This is a genomic window from Kamptonema formosum PCC 6407 (assembly GCF_000332155.1).
Taxonomy (GTDB): Bacteria; Cyanobacteriota; Cyanobacteriia; order Cyanobacteriales; family Microcoleaceae; genus Kamptonema; species Kamptonema formosum.
The window spans coordinates 1,412,651-1,433,084 of the sequence record NZ_KB235904.1; the positions used below are offsets into that span (position 1 = coordinate 1,412,651).

A 20,434-nucleotide genomic window follows, 5' to 3' on the forward strand; every position below is an offset into this window, starting at 1 on the left:
GTACCATTCTCAAAAGCTTGTAAGGAAAGAGTTGCTAATACCTTTAAACAGTAAACTAAAGACTAAAAAAGCTGTACTCGCACCACAGCCCTTGAGCTTTTTATTGACAAAAATGTAAAATCAATATATTATCAATTGGCAAATTCAAATCTAGAAATTAATATTAGGGTGAATCGCAAGCTATACTCCTAACTACGCAGGCTCCACCTGCTTAACAAATCCTTGCCAAATTTTATGAGCAATACCCACCTTCCTCTCCGTCCGATCAGCAATCTAGAACCGAAAAAACTCAGTTTTGCTACCAAATTAGCTTATGGTGCAGGCGACATGGGCCCCGCAATCACTGCAAATATCCTAGTATTTTTCCTGCTGTTTTTCTTCACAAATGTTGCTGGTTTGCCTGCGGGGTTGGCAAGCAACATTCTCCTAATTGGCAAGGTTTGGGATGCTGTGAATGACCCAATTGTAGGCGTATTAAGCGATCGCACAAATCACCCTTGGGGCCGTCGCTACCCTTGGATGATATTCGGTGCAATTCCCTTCGGTATCTTCTTCTTCTTACAGTGGATTGTTCCCAGTACAAATCATACAGTTCTGTTTTGGTACTATGTGATTATCGCCATCCTTTTTAACACCGCTTATACTGCCGTTAACCTCCCCTACACGGCCCTTACTCCAGAACTAACAAAAGACTACAACGAACGCACTAGCCTGAATAGTTTTCGATTTGCTTTCTCCATTGGGGGGAGCATTCTCTCATTAATCTTAGCACAAGTTATCTTTGCGGCAGTTAAAAACGATCCGATTAAACAATACATAATTTTGGGTGCAGTCTGTACAGTTATCTCAGTATTGCCAATATTCTGGTGTGTTTTAGGAACACGCAATCATGTTGCCTCTCAGCAGGAAAGCCAAGAAGAAGCAGATCGTTCGGCCTCATTGCCACTAGCAGAACAGTTGCGAATTGCATTTAGCAATCGACCGTTTTTGTATGTAATTGGGATTTATCTATGTTCCTGGTTAGCAGTGCAGTTGACCGCTTCTATTCTGCCTTACTTTGTGGTTAATTGGATGCAAATGCCAGACCACGTTTTTACCCAAGCTGCGATCGCAGTTCAAGGTACTGCTTTAGCCATGTTATTTGTCTGGAGTGAAGTCAGTCGGCGATATGGTAAAAAAGCCGTTTACTTTATGGGAATGAGTTTGTGGATTATCGCACAAGCTGGACTCTTTTTCTTGCAACCTGGACAAATTTGGCAAATGTATGTACTCGCAATTATGGCTGGCGTTGGAGTTTCTACTGCCTATTTAGTACCTTGGTCGATGATACCAGATGTGATTGAACTCGACGAACTGCAAACTGGGGAGCGACGAGAAGGTGTTTTTTATTCATTTATGGTGTTGTTGCAAAAAATCGGATTAGCGTTGGGTTTATGGTTAGTAGGACAATCTTTACAAGTAGCAGGATTTATAGCGACTGTTCCGGGACAACCAGCGCCAGTGCAACCTGCTTCTGCACTTTTTGCTATTCGCGTATCCATTGGCCCCTTGCCAACTATTGCCTTAATTGGTGGTTTAGTTCTAGCTTATTTCTATCCGATTACGAAAGAAGTTCATGCAGAAATATTATTGAAGCTTAAAGAGCGACAAGCTGAACATGATTAGTTGTTAGTTGTTAGTTGTTAGTTGTTAGTTGTTAGTTGTTAGTTGTTAGTTGTGTTAGTTGTTAGTTGTTAGTTGTTAGTTGTTAGTTGTTACTTGTTACTTGTTACTTGTTATATCAAGTCCGGTTAAATACTTGTCATTGCGAGCGAAGCGAAGCAATCGCAGAGACTAGGCGATTGCTTCGCTTCGCTCGCAATGACAGATCGTAAATTTGCCGGACTATATTAGTTGTTCTTTGTTCTTTGTTAACTGTTAACTGCCACTAAATCAGCAATTACCAATTACCAATTACCAATTACCAATTACCAATTACCCTTCCTGCAAATCAGATAACTGTACAGTAAAAGTTGTCCAACCACCGCCACTAGCTACCTGAATTTTTCCGCCTAATTGTTCCACAAGTTTTTGCACTAAAGCTAAACCTAAACCCGTCCCCCCTTGCTTCCAAGGATCGGCATTGGGAACCCGATAAAACTTTTCAAAGATGTGAGGTAACTCCTCCGTAGGAATTTCTGATTGATTGCCAACAGTGAAATAAATTTGGGAACTGCCAATTGAAGAATGAGAACTAGGAGTGGGTGAAGAATTGGTTTCGACTGTTCTATTTTTATGCTTTTCCCTTCCTTTATTCCCTATTTTTGCTGTCTCATTTCCATTCTCTCGTTTGCAATTAACTCTCAGAGTAACTTCACCACCGTTAGGCGTATATTTGCAAGCATTATTGAGCAATTCTGCTAAAATCCGAGCCAGACTAGCACGGTTTGAAGTGATGGTAGGTAACTTGCGATCGCATTCAACTTGCAATATTTGCTGGCGATTTTGGGCTCTAGCTCTAAATGGTTCAATTATAGCAGGCAGCCAAGTTTGCAAATTAACTGATTCCAAAGCAATAGGATAAGCTGCTGCTTCCAAACGTTGCAAATCCAACAGAGCATTAATCAAATCTGTTTCTCTAGTACATTCCGCTTCCAGAATCCCTAAATAAATTTGTCGCCGCTCTGGTGTTGGAGAAATTTTTAACATATGAATCGCCATTTTCATATTTGCTAAAGGCGTTCGCAGTTCGTGGGAAACTGTACTGAGAAAGTCATCTTTAAGGATATTTAGTTGCTGAAGTTCTTGGACTTTCTGTTGTAATTCTGCCGTGCGTTCTTGGACTTGGCGTTCGAGATCGGTATTCAGATTTTGCACTTGTTCGTAGAGTTGTGCTTGCTGAATTGCGATCGCTACTTGAGTCGCTAATTGTAAGAGTAAATCAACTTCCGAAGGCTCCCACTGACGTGACTCTGCACACTGGTGGACGCACATCATTCCCCACAAATTACCATCTTGCAATATGGGAACAACAATCAGTGCTTTAATTTCCGCTTGTCTAAAACGTGCAAATTGCTCTGGAGACAGATTAGCTTTATCAATATCAGAAATCGCATATTTTTCTTGCTCAAATGCCTTATTGCATTCTTTCCAAATACTTTCGGGAACGAGATCTCCTAACATAGAAGGCCAATTAGAGGCGACTGATTCTGCTACGACAATGCCAATATCTCCAGGCTCTAAGCGGATGATCGTCCCGCGATCGGCTTGCAGCACTAGACGAACTTCTGCAACGGTGGCGTTGATAATTTCGTCGAGATTTAGAGATTGATGAATCCGCAGAGCAATCTTAGTTAAAAGGCGATCGCGTTGCAGTTGTGAGTGCAGTTTTGCTGTCCGTTCCCGCACTTCTTCTTCTAGTTTGGCGTTACGGCTTTGTAGGAGTTCTAGTTTTTCAGCTTGTAGTTGATATACTGACTGCTGCAATTGCTTGACAGCACGATACATTTCTGTCGGATCGAGCACTTGTAGCAAGCTAGTTTGGGTGATCAAACCCAAGAGTTCTCCTCGGCTGCCGCAGACAACTAATCGCTGCGCTTGTTGCTGCTGCATTTCTTTGTGAGCCACCCATAAGGAATCAGAAGGTTTTAAACTAGATGGGGAACTTCTCATCACCGTAGAAGCTGGTAAATTCTCAAAATCTAGTTCTAAAAACTGAGCCTGCACGAGATCGTATTCGGTGATAATTCCGCGCGGTTTTTGAAAGGAATAATAACAAATGGAGGTGCGATTATCCTTGGGCTTCTCCATTTTTAATTTTTTACTTTGGGTAATAACCAGGCAACTAGCCTGATGATCTGACATTAGTTGGGCTATACTCAACAGTGAAGCTTCTTGGGGTGCAGATATGGGCATAGTCATCAATTCTGTCACCCGGCGTAATTTCAGAATATTGGAGGGTTGCAGCACTTGACGAATCATTTCCTTGGTGAGTACGCCAACTAAGCGAGTCTCACTATCTACAATGGGTAAGTAGCGAATCCGGTGCTGGCGAAATAAGGATAAGGCAGTGAACACATCTTGGTCAGCGGATTCGGTGAGGGTAATAGAAGCTGGCGACATGACTTCGGCAATGGGAATTTTGTGTAGAGGGACTCCGGTGCGGCTGTTAATCTTGCCTGTGGCAATCAATCGGACAATATCGCCTTCGGTTAATATACCTAGTAGCTGCGAACCTTGATGGCTGTCGGAGGATGTTGCTCCCGCAAGCTCAGAGGCATTTTTCACTACTAGGACGCAGCGAGCGCGCACTCCTTGCCAAAGGGGAGTTTCGTCAATTGCCGTGATGTTTGAGGAGGAGTTGACTTTGGGTAGGCTGCACTTACTTTGTACTTGACCGATCAGGGCGATCGCTTCTTCCAAAGAAGTTTCGGGTGCCGCGATCAGGGGGTGACGGTCAATCGCTTGTTCAAGGGCCGATGAGTAAAGGGGCGGTTGGTGAAACTGCATAGTAAATCACAGCTAGAGCGCAGGGCATCCATTGGAGGGCGATCGCTTTCGCGACTGTTTTAGACAAGACTTACGTATTGAAGCCAAAGGGAAGGTTTTATGCTGTCTAATAACGATCCTAACTTCTGGGAACAGCGCTATCACGAAGGAACGACTCCTTGGGATTTGGGTCAAACTGCTCCCTATTTCGCTAGTTTGTTAAATTCTCCCTCAGCTCCACAACCAGGCCGCACGGCCGTTTTGGGCTGCGGTCGTGGTTACGATGCCGTGCTGTTTGCCGATCGCGGTTTTGAGGTTATTGGTTTTGATTTTGCTGCCTCTGCGATCGTAGATGCAACCTGTCTAGCTCGAGAAAGGGGTAGTAGTGCCCAATTTTTGCAGAGGGATATCTTTGAGTTGGCAGCGGAATTTCCCTCTAGTTTTGACTATATCGTGGAACACACCTGTTTTTGCGCTATTCCTGTTGAAAAACGCAGGTTTTACGTGGAATTAGTACATTCGCTTTTGCGTCCCGGTGGAGAACTAATTGGTCTATTTTTCACCCACTCCCGTCTCGGTGGCCCTCCCTTTGGAGTTACACCCGCCGAAATTCGTGAGTATTTTGAGGGGAAGTTTCAAATTCTTTCTCTGGCACCTGTAACTAATTCCGTACCAGCGCGTCAAGGAGAGGAACATTTCGCTCGTTTTCGCCGACTCTAAGTAGAACGCAGAGCGCACAAGCCTGAAGCTTGAAGACAAAATTTAGTTATCTAGAAGCGCAAAAGGTTAACGAAGAAGACCGAGGGAGTAGCTTTTCAAGCATCTAAATTTTACGTTTCAATATCTCCTCCTACTTAAACGAATTATTATCCCCTCAGAAGATTATGACTTTCCGATCTTCCTCTCTATTTTTAATTTTTAATTTTTAATTTTTAATTACCTCTACCTCCTTTTTTTATTTTTAATTTCTAATTAGCTAAGTATCGCTTAGGCGTTGCATTAACCAGTCATATCTAGATTTAGCTAATTTGTTGTCTTCTAGGGCGGGTTGATTTGGTTCTTCTATTGAACTATCCTGGAACAGGAGGTAGTCGGGATCTTGACTGAAACGGTTGACTGTGCCCCGCAGTCTAGTGGAAAGAAATTTTGTGATCGCTCGATAGAACCGTAGAGAAAAAAGTACGTCTTGTTCTAGTTTTTCGGTTAATTTCTGTCTAGAAATTGATAATATTAGGCATTCTCCAATAGCTTTAACACTGGCAGAAGGGAGGCGGCCATCTACGAAAGACATTTCACCTAAAACCTCTCCAGAGCTAATTTTGCCTATTTCTCTGTTGCCTAAAGCTGCGACTGAAACACTCAGGCTGCCGTCGAGAACGATATAGAGCGCATCTATGGGTTTGCCTTCACAGATCAGCACTGTGCCTGCTGGAATTTGCTTGCGCGTGCCGTTAGCGAGCATCCAATCTATGTCGCGATCGCTTAATTCGCCTAAGATGACTAAAACTTTGCTCATAATGTAGGAGGGGGGATGCGTGTTGTCTTTTTATAGCTTATATTTTGATAGCTTGGTAATGTAACGGCATTTTTTAAGGAATTGCTTATGAAAACCGTTCTGATTGTGGAAGATAATCCGATTAATTGGCGAGTTTTTGAGAAGATTATAACGAAGCGGGGGGCAATGCTTGCCAAGCATACGGAAGATGTGGAAGAGGTTTTACACATGGCCTCTTCTGGAGAAGCTGATATTATTCTGATGGATATTTGTCTAGCCAACAGTTATTATCAAGGCAAGCCGATTAACGGTGTTGAGATCACTAGATTGCTGAAAGCAAACGAGCAAACAGCTAAGTTGCCTGTAATTTTGGTGACAGCTCTAGGTGAGAGCGATCGCGAGCAACTTCTGGCTCAGAGCGGTGCAGATGGCTTCATTGCCAAACCCGTAGTCGATTATCAAAATTTTGTGGAGCAGATCAAAGCCAAGTTACCCCAAGAATAAAGTCAAAATATTACCATTTAGAAGAAGAATACCTTAACGCTGAGAGCAAAACGAATGCGGAGAGGCGAAGTCTGGCGAGTTACTCTTGAACCTACTGTTGGCGATCGGCTCGTTAAAAAGTCAGGACTTAAGCACCCAATCAAAGAAACCGGGTTTTTTAATAAAAAAATAGCAACCGCCATAACGGTTAGGACATTCTCCCTCCCCCAAACCATTTCTAGTATTGCATTTTCCTCCTGCCTCCTGCCTACTGCCTCCTGCCTCCTGCGTGACCCACAGATGCTCTCAAAAACCCGGTTTCTGGAGCCTGAGCGTAAGTCATAAAAGTATTCATGAGCACCCTTTGGGACGCAATCATGGAAGAAATTACCGAAGCGTTAGTTACCCTCCTCAATCTGGATTGAATAACTAGGCAACAAGGTAGAAAGCATGGTATTGATAAAGAGAATGTCGGGCGCATTCGCCTATAGCAACTACTAAGACCGTTAGGAGATTCTTAATTGCTGAAACCTTTGCTTTTATTGCCTTCTACCTTCTCTCCTAGATAACCCAGATAACTAGAGCATTCCTCTCTCTTCCTTGTGCCATAAATGATTCCGCAACAACTCACACTCAAAAACTTTCTTAGTTACCGCGATGCAACTCTCGACTTTCGAGGGCTCCACACCGCTTGTATCTGCGGCCCCAACGGTGCAGGTAAAACCTCCCTTTTAGAAGCGATCGCTTGGGCAATTTGGGGTAACTGTCGCACCGCCTCTGAAGACGACATCATCCATATCGGCGAAACTGAAGTCCGCGTTGACTTCGTTTTCGCAACTCACGGCGAAATCTACCGCATCATTCGCAACCGCCGTCGGGGACTCTCAGGAACTCTAGAATTTCAAATTGCGACCGACTCTGCTGTTGTTAATGGGGAGATCAAGGCTGGCTCTTTTCGGACGCTGACAGAAAAAGGACTGCGGGTGACACAGCAGAAAATTATCGAACACCTGAAACTCGATTATGAAACCTTCATTAACTCAGCTTATTTGCGACAAGGGCGGGCGGATGAATTTATGCTCAAAAAACCGAGCGATCGCAAAGAAATTCTCGCGGGTCTACTGAAACTCGACCAATACGACATCTTAGCAGAACAAGCCAAAGAAAAATCCCGCGAATTTAAAGCTCAAGTTGAATTCCTACAAAAAAGTCTGTACTCCCTCAAAGGGCAACTGCTACAACGCGATGAGATCGCCACGAAGCAAACCAACCTCCAACAAATCACCGCTCAACTCCAACAACAACAAAATAGTAACACCGAAAAACTCCAGCAACTCCAAGGTCAGCAACACCAACGCCAAACCGGAGAAAAACTCCTCATTGGCCAACAGCAACAACATAGTAACATCGCCCAAGAATGCAATCGCCTCCAACAAGAACTCGCCACAGTCAAACAGCAGCAACAGGAAATTCAAGCCCTCCTGCAACAAGAAAGCGAAATTACAACGGGTTTAACCCTTTTTCAAAAGCTGCAAATCGAAGAAGAAACCCTTTCGGCTAAATTCAAAGCTCACCAAGAGGCACAAAACCAGCGGCAGCAATTACAAGAACAACAGCGGCAGATTGTGAGTCAAATCAGCGGCAAAGTTCAGCAAGTCCAAGCCCAATTAGAAACGTTAGAACAACAACAAAAAGAAGTTCAAGATATTCTCAATCAACAGCCAGAAGCAGAAGCTGGACTGGCTCAATTGCAAGCAGCAAGAACTCGCCTGAGTCAACTGGATCGATTACAGCTTCAAGTTGCACCCTTATTACAACGGCGGCAACAATTGCAAACCCAACTGGATCGGGCTCATGCTCGTTTGAGCGCTCGTTTAGAAGAACTTAACTCCAGAGCGCGATCGCAGCAAGCTACTTATCAACAAAAGCAGCCGGAATTACATCGGGAATTGCAAGCAGTAGCAAATCATATTTTACAATTAGAAAATAAGCGAGTTTATCAACAGCGAGTTACGGAAAAAGGACAAGAACGGCATCACTTTCTCAAAAGTCTTCAAGACAGTCAGCGCGACTTTGAAGCCCGACTTGCAGAATTAGACCAAAAAATTCAACTCTTAGGAATCCCCCCTAATAACATAGATTTGGAAGAGCAAAAATTATTACCAGAATCTGATATTTATCAGAACTTAAAGCTCAAAACTCAAGACTTACAACTTCCTAATTGTCCTCTGTGCGATCGCCCTTTAGACGAACATCACTGGAGCTTAGTAGTTACAAAACATCGCCATCAACAGCAGGAAATTTGGAATCAACTTTGGGTGATTCGGGAACAATTAACTATCTCGAATCGAGAGCTTGAAGTCCTCAGAAATGAGTATCGCCAACTAGGTGAAGAATTGGCTCCCTATGAAACATTGCGGGAACGCCGGGGTAATTTACAAGCCCAAATTGATGCTTTGGGAATAGAGCAATTGCGCGTGCAAGAATTATTAGCTGAAGCATCAGCTATAGAGAGATCGCTACGTAGCGGCGAATATGCAGCCGAAGATTATACAGAACTTCAACAACTAGAGCAAAACTTGCAGGTACTCAATTACAGCGAACAAAATCACGCCCTCGTCCGCAACCAAGAAAAAAGTTTGCGCTGGGCAGAAATTAAAATGAGTCGCATTAAAGAAGCTCAGCAAAAGTTACAGAAAATTAATAGCCGTCGCCCAGAACTTCACAGCCAATTAACCAGCTTTCAACAGCAAATACAGCAACAACAAACCGACTCAGAAATACAGCAACAAATTCAAAGTATTGATAGATATCTAGCCGAAATTGGCTATAGCTTAGAACAACATAGTAACATCCGCGCCGAACTGCGAAAAAATCAATTTTGGCTTTCCCGTGCCGAAAAATTACGTCAAGCTCAAAAACAGTCTCCGCAAATACAGCAGCGAATGAATGAATTAGGGAACTTAATTCAAGTACGATCGCAAGATTTAGAAACACTCAACAATCAAATCTTAGCGATTAGGCAACAATTACAACAAACTCCCGACACAGCCACCCAAATTGCCGAAATAGAACAACAAATACAGCATCGCCGTCAACAACTAGACCAAAACTTAGCTAGTCTGGGACGAATTGAACAGCAACAACAGCACCTTGAAAACCTTCAAACTCAGTGCGAAACTCAACAACAACAACTAGAAACCGCCCGCAAGCAATACCGAGTTTATCAAGAATTATCGCAAGCTTTCGGTAAAAACGGTATTCAAGCTTTCATGATTGAAAATGTCTTACCCCAACTCGAAGCCGAAACTAATCACATTTTATCTCGACTGAGCGCTAATCAATTGCACGTCCAGTTTATCACCCAACGCGCCGCCGCTTCCAAAAAAGCCACAAAATTAATTGAAACCCTGGATATATTGATAGCAGATGCTCGCGGTACTCGCCCTTATGAGACTTATTCCGGCGGCGAAGCTTTCCGAATTAATTTTGCCATCCGACTAGCATTAGCTAAACTTTTAGCACAGCGTGCAGGTACGGCTTTGCAGATGTTAATTATTGACGAAGGTTTCGGTACTCAAGACAGCGAAGGGTGCGATCGCTTGATAGCGGCGATTAACGCGATCGCCCCCGACTTCGAGTGCATCCTTGCTGTCACCCATGTCCCTCACCTCCGAGAAGCTTTCCAGGCTAGAATAGAAGTCAGCAAAACTCCCCAAGGTTCTCGCATTAACTTGTCAATTTGATGTTAAGTAGAAGGAAGAAGGCTTATACAGCTTAGCTAGCAAACACCAAAAACAGTTGAGCGATCGCCAAAGTAAAATGTAAAACCTTTCAGTCCTAGCTCCTCTTAGGGTTAGTATAGGCTTTAATAGATCGGTCATTAACTCCCGCTTTCTGCAATTTTTAGATTTTAGATTTTGAAATTTGAATAGGAAATCTACCCTCAGAGACGAAAGTTTGTTATGGTACTTGGCGGCGTGGGATTTAATAGCCCGTATTCAGGAAGTAAGAGTCACTAACTCCGGGATGAAGCCACTGAGTTTGCAAGAGTGATGTCAAAGCAAGCTGTATTGGTCAGTCTAAGTATTAACTTACTCCGTTACGAATTACGCGAGGATCTACTGAATAAGTGGGAAAGAAAATGTGCTGACTGCGGCGTTGAAAATCGGGCATTACAAGTTGAGTATATTCATCCCCAACCCAAGAGAGACAGCGATTAAGCATTTTAAGATTCACGATGTTTTTAATCGCTCGTGTCGTTTACCTCTCAGGGTTCAAACCACTGAGTTTGCCACTTACCAAACTTTTTATGACGAAAAAACAACCTTTACCCTGGTCTCGCTACATTCCCCCTGGGTTAACCCTTTGTTTAGGCGTTAGTTTATCGATTTTAGCCTTCGCCTTGATTTGGAACTGGGAAAATAGACGGCGAGATTACGAATTTAACCGTCGTAGCGACGATTTCGCGATCGCCCTAGAGCGTCAGCTTAATACAGATTTAGATGTGATTCTTGCTCTCGGCGACTACATGAGAGCTACAAACAAAGTAGATCGTTCCTCCTTTGCTCGGTTTGTCGCCCGTCCCCTCGCCATCCACCCCAGTTTGGAAATCCTCGCCTGGAGTCCACGAGTACCCAACACCCAACGGCAAAACTATGAAGCTAATGCCAGAAGCAAAACAGATCCAAACTTCCAGATTAGAGAGCGAAACTCACTCGGTAAGATAGTTAGAGCTAGCGATCGTGCTGAATATTTCCCCGTATACTACGTAGAACCTTTAGCCCAGAACCAGGAGGCTTTAGGGTTGGATCTAGGTTCCGAACCTGCTATCCGCGCCGCCTTAGACCAAGCGAGGGATACAGGAGAAATGGTTGTCAGTGAAAATATCGACTTAATTAGGGGCGATCGCTCTCAACCTGCCTTACTGACCATCCAACCAGTTTACCAAAACGGCTCTCAACCCAGCACGATTAGCGATCGCCGCAACTTATTACAAGGATTTGTACTAGGAATATTTCAAATTAAAGATATTTTTCAGACTTCTCTGAGAGGGCGCAACACCGAATATGTAAATTTTTACCTCACTAACAGCATTCTTAAAAAGCCAAATCAGTCAATACCTTCTATAGTCTTACCCAATATCGATGATCCAGACTTCCCCCCCTATCTACAGACAAATAACTTTGGGGTACTCTACGATTCCAGCACCCAAACAGTTGTTTCAGCAGGGCCGGAGGTAGAACAAGCAGCAAAGTTAAACTGCCCGATTCAAAACAATTCTGATTCGAGAGAAACACCTTGTAGGCTAGTCCTCAAGATTAGCGGTAGCCAGTGGTCGCTTTATATCTTAACAACCCCTGAATTTCGTAGGACTCAAAAACACTGGCGGTCTTGGGGTAGCTTAGTTATGGGCTTGCTGTGGACTCTCATACCTGTTACTTATATGTTGACCGCCCTCAGCCGCACGACACAAATCGAAAAACTCGCCGAAGAAAGTTCTAATCAAGCCAAAAAGTTACAACAAGCTTACAAACAATTGGAATTAGAACAAGCCAAATCCGAGCAACTACTATTAAATGTTTTACCCGCCCCGATCGCAGAGCGTCTCAAAGGTGACGAACACAATATAGCTGACACTTTTGGGGCAGTAACAGTGATGTTTGCTGATATTGTCGGCTTTACAGAGCTCTCCTCCCGTATCTCTCCCTCGGAATTGGTGGGAGTGCTCAACGATATCTTTTCCGCCTTTGACCACTTAGCCGACAAACACGGCTTAGAGAAGATCAAGACGATTGGGGACGCTTATATGGTAGTTGGCGGCCTCCCAGTGCCCCATTCCGATCACGCAGAAGCGATCGCAGAAATGGCCCTGGATATGTTGCAGGAAATTCGTAGACTCAGCGTCGAACACAATGAAGCTTTTAGCATCCGCATCGGTATTAACTCTGGCCCCGTAATTGCCGGTGTCATTGGCTTAAAGAGATTTATCTACGATTTGTGGGGCGACACTGTGAATATTGCTAGCCGCATGGAATCTCACGGTATGACGGGCTGCATTCAAGTGACAGCAGCCACTTACGAGCTATTGCGCCAGAAGTATGCCTTTGAGAAGCGGGGGGCTATCCAAATTAAGGGCAAAGGGTACATGACAACTTACTTACTTACTGGTAGGAGAGAGCAAAAGCAAAGCAGCGGTGGAGCCAGAGAGCGCGGAAAATTTTCTTAGTTAGCTAGTAGAGAATAATTAAACGTAAAATTAAGTATTTTCTCTTACTCTTCTTCCTCTGGCTTAAAACCACACTAACTACAGCAATAATTAGTAGTTTGCAAGATAGAAATATTTTTCAGATTGGAGTAGCATCCTCAGTGCTCTACCGTATTTTCACGGTAAGCGAATTTGTCAACAACCGCCTGCGGGAAATATTGAAGCTAGAAGTAGGCAAGTCTCGAATTTCTGACCAAACTACGTACTCACAAGGGTTTCAGCTCCCACGCGATCGATAGATATTGCACTTATCGATAAATTAACTGCTTAATGTAAAGATTTTCGACTTTACACAATCTTTAAAATTACGCGAAAACTCGTAGATAATTACGAAGAGTTTGTAAAGCTAGTGCCAACCTATTGCCAAGCACTCGTACGTATAGTCTATGATGATATTCATCAAGGAACCGTAAGGTTAGTGATATTGAACTCAGACATTTTTAAAAGGTGTCAGAGAAGATACAAATATCGCACCGAACCAAATAAAGAGAGGAGCTAATAGCTATCTTCAAATAGTTGCCATTTTCCCCTCTAAAACACTCGCTCTCATGGCGAGCTATCGAGGTGTGCCGTTGCTCACATATCATTATTCCTAGTATTTAACAGGAGCTACAACAGTGAAACTTGCATCTACTAATTTATCAGCAGTTAAATCTACTACCAAAGCCGGAATTATTGAACTGATCAAACAGCTAGTTCCTCCTGGTTCGCCAGAGCCTCAAGACTCTGCAATTCTTGCTGAATTGCAAACTCTGACAGTCAAGCTCATCGAAGCTTACAAGGCCGACGGACTATTAGAAACAGAGCCTTTTAGCGATGTACGCAACCGCACCCTTCACCTGTACGCACAGGAAGTTAAGAGCAAAGTACAAGGAAAAGTGGTACTCGTAACCGGAGGAGAAGGGTGCGTTGGAACTAACTTGATTAAAAAACTGCTCGAACTAGGTGCTAAGCGCATAGTTTCTGTGGATAAAGCACGATGTCATAACTTAGAAGGAGATATTCCCACTAGCACTCTAGAAGGAAAGATCATTTTCTATGCGGCTGATGTTCGTAACTCTGAGGCGCTAAGATATATATTTGATACAGAAAAACCCAATCTAGTCTTTCACCTAGCTGCTCAACGCCTACCCGGACTCGCTGAAATTAAAATTCGAGAAACTGCTACCACTAGCCTTTTAGGAACTAAACATATTATCCAACTTTGTGAAGAGTATGGTGTCCGCCAGTGCATTTTCTCTTCCACAGGCAAAGCTTCTCGCTATTTTACTACAGAAGTTTACGCCGCCTCCAAAAAGTTAGCAGAGTGGCAATTTGCTCAAGCAGCTCAAGAAGGAAATGTTACTTATGGGATGGTACGTTTTACCCATATGTTAGATAACAGCTCTTTCTGCGAGCAAATGGCTAAAAAAGTAGACCAAGGTAAAATAGTCAACGTTCACGCTCCGCACCGCTACGTAACTGCTCAAAATGTTGAAGAAGCAGTACATTTGTTGTTGAATTCATTAATTTTTTCCGTTCCCGGTAAACTAAAATTTTTAACAGTTCGCAATCTGGGCTGGCCAACGGAAACCCTGGAAGTTGCTCTTGCTAAAATTATTGAGTCTGGCAAAAATATCCCGATTTATTTTCAAGGACTTCTCCCTGGATATGAAGAACCCTTTTTCCTGGGTCAGTTTGACTGGAGCAATCCTACAGAAATTCACCTGTTAATGAATGTTTTGGAAAATGCCTCTCGAATAGTTGACCCTTCTGGAGAAATGGAAATTGCGGAACTAGCTCCTTTTTCTTTCCGCACATTAACTAAACAATTGTTCCGCCTGGAAGTATTAGTTACGGATGAAACTTTCCCAGAAGCTCAAATTAAGCCAGCTCTAGCAAATTCTGAAAGAGAGATAATTTCTTCGACTTTTTCTTGGACTTCAGCCCACGAACTCTTGAATATCTTAAAGTGGGGAATCAATGCTAAGAGGCTGCAAGCTGATGGAACTGACATCAATATCTACCAGGATATTCTAGAGCTACTTCTAGAAGGTTTACACGGCAGATTAAATAAAGAAGTTTTGAATCTAGCTAAGGTGACACCTGATGAATTTGATGACATGATTGAAAGTTTATCAAAGGTGGGTTCTATTCAACTAGAGGTGGCATATTTGCGCTCTGTATCCAGATATGTCCGAGAGTTTGCTCCTGTTGACAATGTGATTCAATTGAGGTCTCAAAAGGTATTAGCTAGCGTTGTTGGTGGTTAGTTGTTAGTTGTTAGTTGTTGGTTGTTAGTAGGAAAATCTAATTACCAATTATATAAGAAGGGACTAGGGACTAGGGAAAGAGGGGGAGATGGAGAGGATGGGTAATACCAAATCCGGGTTAGTCATCCCCTTTATTAGCAATAATCCGTCATTGTTCGCTGTGCTCCGCGCGTCAAGTGCAGCGCAGTTGCGAGGTACAAAGCAATCTGAGGGTGTTGCGAACGTAGTAAAGCAAACTAAGCCCGAAGCAATCGCAGAGACTAGGCGATTGCTTCGGGATTGCTTCGCGGAGCTCGCAACTGCGCGGAGCACAGCGAACAATGACAATAAAGGGGGTAGTAAAGCCGGATTTGGTATAATTAGCCATTAGCTATTAGCCATTAGCCATTAGCTATTAGCTATTAGCTATTAGCCATTAGCCATTAGCTATTACCAATTACCAATTACCAATTACCCTGTTCTGATGGAAATTAAAATTGCGATAGCTGCATTTGTTAATGTTGTTCTGTTTCTAATTGCAATTGGGCTTTTACTTCCGATTGCAGTTCTTTTTCTAGAATGCAGTGCAGCCTTTTTGCGGAGCTTCCGCAAAACACCAGAGACTGCAATTGTGCGTCCTCCTGTAGCGGTTTTAGTTCCTGCTCACAATGAAGCTACCGGAATTGGTGCAACTCTTTCGGCATTATTGCCACAGCTAAGAGCTCAAGATCGCCTGATAGTAATTGCGGATAATTGTACTGACGAAACAGCCCAGATCGCACGCAGTTTCGGTGCAACTGCAATCGAACGCTGCGATCGCGATCGCTTAGGAAAGGGATATGCTTTAGACTATGGACTGCGGTTTCTGGAAGCCGATCCGCCTACAGTTGTTGTCATCGTTGATGCAGACTGTATTTGCCAACAGGATACAATCGAGCGACTGGTTAGTGTTGCAGTTACTTCATCACAACCAGTTCAGGCAATTTATTTGATGGAAAAACCGCCCTTACCAAGTCCGAAAGATTCAATTTCTGCCTTAGCTTTTACGGTTAAGAATTTAGTCCGGCCGAGCGGATTAGCTCAGTTAGGCTTCCCCTGTTTGTTAACAGGTACGGGGATGGCTTTTCCCTGGTCAGTAATTCAGGAAATTTCCCTGGCTAGCGGTAATATTGTGGAAGATATGCAGCTTAGTGTCGATTTAGCGATCGCGAGACATACTACTATATTTTGCCCAGAGGCAAAAGTAATAGGTTGTCTCCCCCAGCAGCAGCAAGCAGCAACAAGCCAAAGGACTAGGTGGGAACACGGACATTTACAGACTTTGCTTACTCAAACTCCGAGACTGCTAAAAGCTGCGATCGCTCAAAGGCGCTTTGACTTATTCGCGATCGCTCTCGACTTATCCGTACCTCCCCTCTCCCTCTTAGTAGCGATTTGGGTTACAGCTTTGGGTGGAGCGTTATTAGCCGCAACGCTAGGAGCATCTTGGCTTCCCGCCCTTATATTAGCAATCGAAGGACTTTTGATTTTAATTTCGATTATCGCAGCTTGGGCTAAGTTTGCACGTAATGATATCTCAGCGACAACTCTTTTAGCTGTACCTTTTTACATTCTTTGGAAAATCCCTCTTTATCTGAGTTTTCTGGTGCAGCGTCAGACAAAATGGATTCGCACAGAGCGAGATGCAAGCTAGTCCCTTCTTCCCCTAGTCCCTAGCTATATGTTTGAGAAACGAGAGATCCACAGTACCAAAATTGACAACTAAAGCTACATTGAGATTTTCCAGAGATTTGACCAACCACCGCATATCATCTAGAGCTTTACCTTCATAGTGATTAAACAAAATAGAAAATCTCTTTTCTAACTCAGGTTTAACTTTGCGGGAAAGCAAGGCAATTTTGAGCAAAAGGCTTGTTGCTCTCACGGGCCCCAGGTTAGAAACCAGATCGTAAAATACATAGTGATTAGGCTTTTCAGGGCTTTCTACTACCAGAAAATCGAACAAATAGCGGCAAGTCTCAATTAGTAATAAGTTATTCAGCTTCTCAGAATCGCTCTCAGGAAAAGTGCTTTTTAGCTGCTTATATAAACGGTCATTAAATTGGCGTTTTCCGTAAGTAGGCTTAATAGAAGAGATCAAATACTCATATAAATCTTCCTTAAAAGCTGCGTAGGATTGCGTCTTTCTCGTGCGGACTAGAAAAAACTGAGCTGATTCTCGGTAAGTCTGAGAACCTTCAACTTTTCCTGCAAATTCCTTGACAGCAAAGTTCAGTTCAGCATCGCTCAAAAGGGTAGGGTTCAACACTGACTGCATTTGGCTGGCTGTATTTTGCGATTGCCTGACTAAATAAGTTAAATATTCGGACAACTCCATTTCAAATTGCCACTGTTTTTGAGATTGAATGTGTCGGATAGTTTGCCGATCTTCATAAGAGCTATCTCTACTTAGCAAACAATGACTGTACAAATAGGGATAGCGATAAATTAATTGACCCACAGAAGAATTAATCTCTTGTTTATTTACCTCTGCATCGGGATCTACTACTTTAACTAACCGCTCTAGAGCCAGATATTCTTCACTTTTTGTAAATAATTTCACCTGTTCTTGTAAGCGTTTAACTATGTAAAATTCTACCCCAGTGCGGGGTATATTATTCTTAAATAAAGATATTAAATCTGCAATCGCTACTTTATTTCGGGCGTGCAATTGCCAGCGGTTAATTAGAATGTGGCAGCAGCGGTAAAGGATATATTTAAACTGTAGCTCCTCGCGTTTCACAGAAATAATACTATATAAAGCTGCTTCTACTTTCCGATCGGGATATCCTCTGCCATCTATAAACAACTTGCGAAAGCGCTCTATTATTTCCGGTGGCGACTCTGTTTGTACGCAGTAAACTAGATGATCGTACAACATTTGCTCATCGCTAGAACCAGATTCTGATTCATACAAACTCGGAGCCATAATCGGCTTAAATTCTCTCTGTGGCTCTAGTTGTGTCGGTTCTTCAACAATTTCTGTGGGGATTACATCTCCGCTACTTTCGGAGATTTCAGAATCACTAAATTGACCCATTGAAACGTCATCATTAGGAGAATCATCTTGAGGTTTTGCTGCCACATTTTGACTGGAGATCAAAAACTTATAGTGTTCTCCGCTTAATTTTTTATCTGCTGTCCAGACTAAGGCATTCTGTAATTCTTGCCCTCTCAAGAGCCGCGAATCATCCACACAGTCTGAAGCTAACCACCCTACAAATGCTTCCCGATAGGGAGCTAGGTTTTCCAGTTCTTTTTCAACCCAGTTAGAATTAAAAACAGACTCATAAATGGGATTATAAACTTTTAAATTATTCTGATGCTTAACAACTAATCCTGACAGCCGCAATTCTATTTGTTCGGGAGAGTCATCAGCAACTACCCCCCCTTGCCCCCCCTTACTAAGGTGGGGTATATTGAGCCCCCCTTTACTAAGGGGGGGTTGGGGGGTTTGGGGTTGCAAAATTTGCTGGTATAGAACCAGTAGCCGACAAGTATTATGGCGGCTCCGCAAAATGCGATCGCGAATTGTCTTTAAATGTTCTGGTTCATCTTGTGCTTCCCAGTTGTTAATAATGCGCTCTTTTACCAAGTCCTCAATGTACTGTGCTTCACCATCTTTAGGAATAAATGATGAAGAGGCTAGTACAAATTTGCAAAGTTTTTGGGTGAGAAATGGTTTCCCGCCTGTCCAAGTTAATATTTCTTTAAGCACTATTCGTGGCTGAAAGGCTTTTAGAGCTAATCCTTTGGTTAGGGCCAGACTTTCCTCTAATTGAAAACCAGTTAAGTGTATTGCTCGACCAATATTAAAAGGGGTACGGTTTTTGTCTTGAATTAATTCAGATGGAGTAGCTACTCCCAAGAGAGCGAAGGTCAGACGATTATATTCCGGCTGATCTGCTCGCTGATTGTAGCAAGCACGAATCAAAGCAAAAAAATCATCTACATTAAAATTTAAACTGAGTATACTGTCGATTTCATCTATAAAAATTACCAGATTTTTAGTGATTTTTGTGAGTAATACTTTGCGGATGAATACATCTAATCGCTTGACGGGAGCAAGCATTTCATGGTCGCTCCACCAGCTCACGACATCAAATCGATCTAATAGATTAAAACTACTGGCGATGCTGTAGATTAGCCCTGCATACCACTGTTCAGGCTTGATGTCTTGACAGCCAATTGTGGTCAAGTCAATTGAGGCACAAACAAGACCTGAATCTTGCAGCCTTTTCATAGTTTGCACCCGCAAACTAGATTTGCCCATTTGTCGGGAATTGAGGACATAGCAGAATTGTCCAGCCTTTAGGCCTTCGTAGAGTTCATCATCTGCTTGTCGCCTTACATAAGTAGGAGCGTCTATTGGTAGACTTCCTCCGACTTGATATTGATAGGTTAAGTTTAGTTCTGTCTTCATCGATTGAGTCTCTAAAAAACTCCCATATCATTTCCCCAAGTTTTTGTCAAGGTATGTTTAGTTTGATGAAGGGCGATTGCCTGCGGCTGGCGTAGCTACCGCGCCGCAGCTAAAATTTTTTATGTAACCTCACCCTCTGGCAGTTCTTTTACCACCCAGAGGGCGAGGTTACAAACAATAAACTAAGTAATAAACTAAGTATAGTTAAACTGTTCAACTTTAGCTGTAATATTGTAAACATCACAATCACAATACTTCAGTTTGGTAATAATATTCACTCGGTGTATTAAAAGCAGCCAATAAAAAACCTCAGCAAGTTGCTGAGGGCAGCGAGTATGCGAAAAATCGTTAATGACTGCGTTCTTCAATTTACGTAGGATTGCATGGCTCCCTATGTTTTTATGAAGATACACCCTGATATATTAACTACCCGATGGATTAACACCCTGATGGTTTAACTCCCTGATAGATGACCGCCCTGATGGCTTTCACTCCACTACCCAAAAAAGCAGGGTGGGTGGAAGATCGTGGACACTACTAACACTTCACTTCCGGCTTTTCTGGTCGCTCAGGTGTGCCTGTCTGGATTAATTATTGCAGACCGCATTTCTGAGATACAAGAGGTCTATTGCACAGACCCACTTTACCCGACCGACCTGCCAAAAAGTGATTTGTTAGGTTCATCAGGGTCATCATCATGAAAAAGAGTATCTTAGTTTTAGGGTTCATAGCCTCCGCAGGCTTCTCCTTTTTCACTTTCCCTAGCCTCCGAGCATCTGCATCCGAGCCATCAGCGAGCGTCACGACTGTACAGAAGAGTTGGACTCAGGTCAACTACACTGGAACGAATGAGGACGGCGATAAAGAGGACGTAAAGACAGGTAAAAAAGGGAAATAGTTCCTGCTCTCCTGCGTTCTGACAACTGCCTCAATCGGTCGAAGGGTAAAACTCCTGCCCATTCAAAAAGTGATGCAGAGCTGCACCCTGCGTTCGTCAAGGGGATGAGAGGATAGGATAATGGGATGGA

At 43.1% G+C, this 20,434-nt stretch carries 12 protein-coding genes; 9 read left to right on the forward strand and 3 right to left on the reverse strand.

From position 1 onward, the window contains the following. Positions 1-234 precede the first annotated feature (234 nt). Complete coding sequence (locus OSCIL6407_RS0123200) at positions 235-1,665, forward strand: MFS transporter (RefSeq protein ID WP_007354338.1); 1,431 nt, start codon at positions 235-237, stop codon at positions 1,663-1,665. Between the two features lie 309 nt (positions 1,666-1,974). Here the strand turns inward: OSCIL6407_RS0123200 and OSCIL6407_RS0123205 are convergent, their stop codons facing one another. After that, positions 1,975-4,488 (reverse strand): CBS domain-containing protein, encoded by a 2,514-nt coding sequence (locus OSCIL6407_RS0123205; protein ID WP_019487730.1) that lies wholly within the window; start codon positions 4,486-4,488, stop codon positions 1,975-1,977. Positions 4,489-4,587: 99 nt separating this feature from the next. Here OSCIL6407_RS0123205 and OSCIL6407_RS0123210 point away from each other — a divergent pair, with 99 nt between their 5' ends. Further along, complete coding sequence (locus tag OSCIL6407_RS0123210; RefSeq protein ID WP_007355278.1) at positions 4,588-5,187, forward strand: methyltransferase domain-containing protein; 600 nt, start codon at positions 4,588-4,590, stop codon at positions 5,185-5,187. A 256-nt stretch (positions 5,188-5,443) separates the two neighbouring features. On the opposite strand, the gene OSCIL6407_RS0123215 is transcribed toward OSCIL6407_RS0123210, so the two are convergent. Then, the gene (locus OSCIL6407_RS0123215) at positions 5,444-5,983 is read right to left on the reverse strand and encodes a cyclic nucleotide-binding domain-containing protein (protein ID WP_007355277.1); all 540 of its coding nucleotides are present in this window, start codon (positions 5,981-5,983) and stop codon (positions 5,444-5,446) included. A gap of 87 nt (positions 5,984-6,070) precedes the next feature. Here OSCIL6407_RS0123215 and OSCIL6407_RS0123220 point away from each other — a divergent pair, with 87 nt between their 5' ends. From OSCIL6407_RS0123220 to OSCIL6407_RS0123250, 7 genes are all read left to right on the forward strand, one after another. Further along, positions 6,071-6,466 (forward strand): response regulator, encoded by a 396-nt coding sequence (locus OSCIL6407_RS0123220; RefSeq protein ID WP_007355276.1) that lies wholly within the window; start codon positions 6,071-6,073, stop codon positions 6,464-6,466. A gap of 590 nt (positions 6,467-7,056) precedes the next feature. Then, a complete protein-coding gene (locus tag OSCIL6407_RS0123230; protein ID WP_007355275.1) occupies positions 7,057-10,191 on the forward strand; it encodes an AAA family ATPase in 3,135 nt (1,044 codons plus the stop codon). A gap of 309 nt (positions 10,192-10,500) precedes the next feature. After that, on the forward strand, positions 10,501-10,668 hold the full coding sequence (locus OSCIL6407_RS35560) for a hypothetical protein (protein ID WP_007355274.1): 168 nt from the start codon (positions 10,501-10,503) through the stop codon (positions 10,666-10,668). Between the two features lie 89 nt (positions 10,669-10,757). Continuing rightward, positions 10,758-12,674 (forward strand): adenylate/guanylate cyclase domain-containing protein, encoded by a 1,917-nt coding sequence (locus tag OSCIL6407_RS0123235; RefSeq protein ID WP_007355273.1) that lies wholly within the window; start codon positions 10,758-10,760, stop codon positions 12,672-12,674. A gap of 98 nt (positions 12,675-12,772) precedes the next feature. After that, positions 12,773-12,952, forward strand: coding sequence for a hypothetical protein (locus tag OSCIL6407_RS34740; RefSeq protein WP_007355272.1), 180 nt, complete (start codon positions 12,773-12,775; stop codon positions 12,950-12,952). A 378-nt stretch (positions 12,953-13,330) separates the two neighbouring features. Continuing rightward, the gene (locus OSCIL6407_RS0123240; RefSeq protein ID WP_007355271.1) at positions 13,331-14,965 is read left to right on the forward strand and encodes a polysaccharide biosynthesis protein; all 1,635 of its coding nucleotides are present in this window, start codon (positions 13,331-13,333) and stop codon (positions 14,963-14,965) included. Positions 14,966-15,428: 463 nt separating this feature from the next. After that, a complete protein-coding gene (locus OSCIL6407_RS0123250; RefSeq protein WP_007355270.1) occupies positions 15,429-16,637 on the forward strand; it encodes a glycosyltransferase family 2 protein in 1,209 nt (402 codons plus the stop codon). Between the two features lie 12 nt (positions 16,638-16,649). On the opposite strand, the gene OSCIL6407_RS0123255 is transcribed toward OSCIL6407_RS0123250, so the two are convergent. Continuing rightward, a complete protein-coding gene (locus tag OSCIL6407_RS0123255) occupies positions 16,650-19,406 on the reverse strand; it encodes an AAA-like domain-containing protein (protein WP_019487733.1) in 2,757 nt (918 codons plus the stop codon). Positions 19,407-20,434 lie beyond the last annotated feature (1,028 nt).

Coding starts and splice junctions, on each gene's coding strand:
- OSCIL6407_RS0123235 (WP_007355273.1), top strand. CDS start 10,758: ATGACGAAAAAACAACCTTTACCCTGGTCTCGCTACATTCCCCCTGGG.
- OSCIL6407_RS0123255 (WP_019487733.1), bottom strand. CDS start 19,406: ATGAAGACAGAACTAAACTTAACCTATCAATATCAAGTCGGAGGAAGT.
- OSCIL6407_RS0123215 (WP_007355277.1), bottom strand. CDS start 5,983: ATGAGCAAAGTTTTAGTCATCTTAGGCGAATTAAGCGATCGCGACATA.
- OSCIL6407_RS0123230 (WP_007355275.1), top strand. CDS start 7,057: ATGATTCCGCAACAACTCACACTCAAAAACTTTCTTAGTTACCGCGAT.
- OSCIL6407_RS0123205 (WP_019487730.1), bottom strand. CDS start 4,488: ATGCAGTTTCACCAACCGCCCCTTTACTCATCGGCCCTTGAACAAGCG.
- OSCIL6407_RS0123220 (WP_007355276.1), top strand. CDS start 6,071: ATGAAAACCGTTCTGATTGTGGAAGATAATCCGATTAATTGGCGAGTT.
- OSCIL6407_RS35560 (WP_007355274.1), top strand. CDS start 10,501: ATGTCAAAGCAAGCTGTATTGGTCAGTCTAAGTATTAACTTACTCCGT.
- OSCIL6407_RS0123210 (WP_007355278.1), top strand. CDS start 4,588: ATGCTGTCTAATAACGATCCTAACTTCTGGGAACAGCGCTATCACGAA.
- OSCIL6407_RS0123250 (WP_007355270.1), top strand. CDS start 15,429: ATGGAAATTAAAATTGCGATAGCTGCATTTGTTAATGTTGTTCTGTTT.
- OSCIL6407_RS0123200 (WP_007354338.1), top strand. CDS start 235: ATGAGCAATACCCACCTTCCTCTCCGTCCGATCAGCAATCTAGAACCG.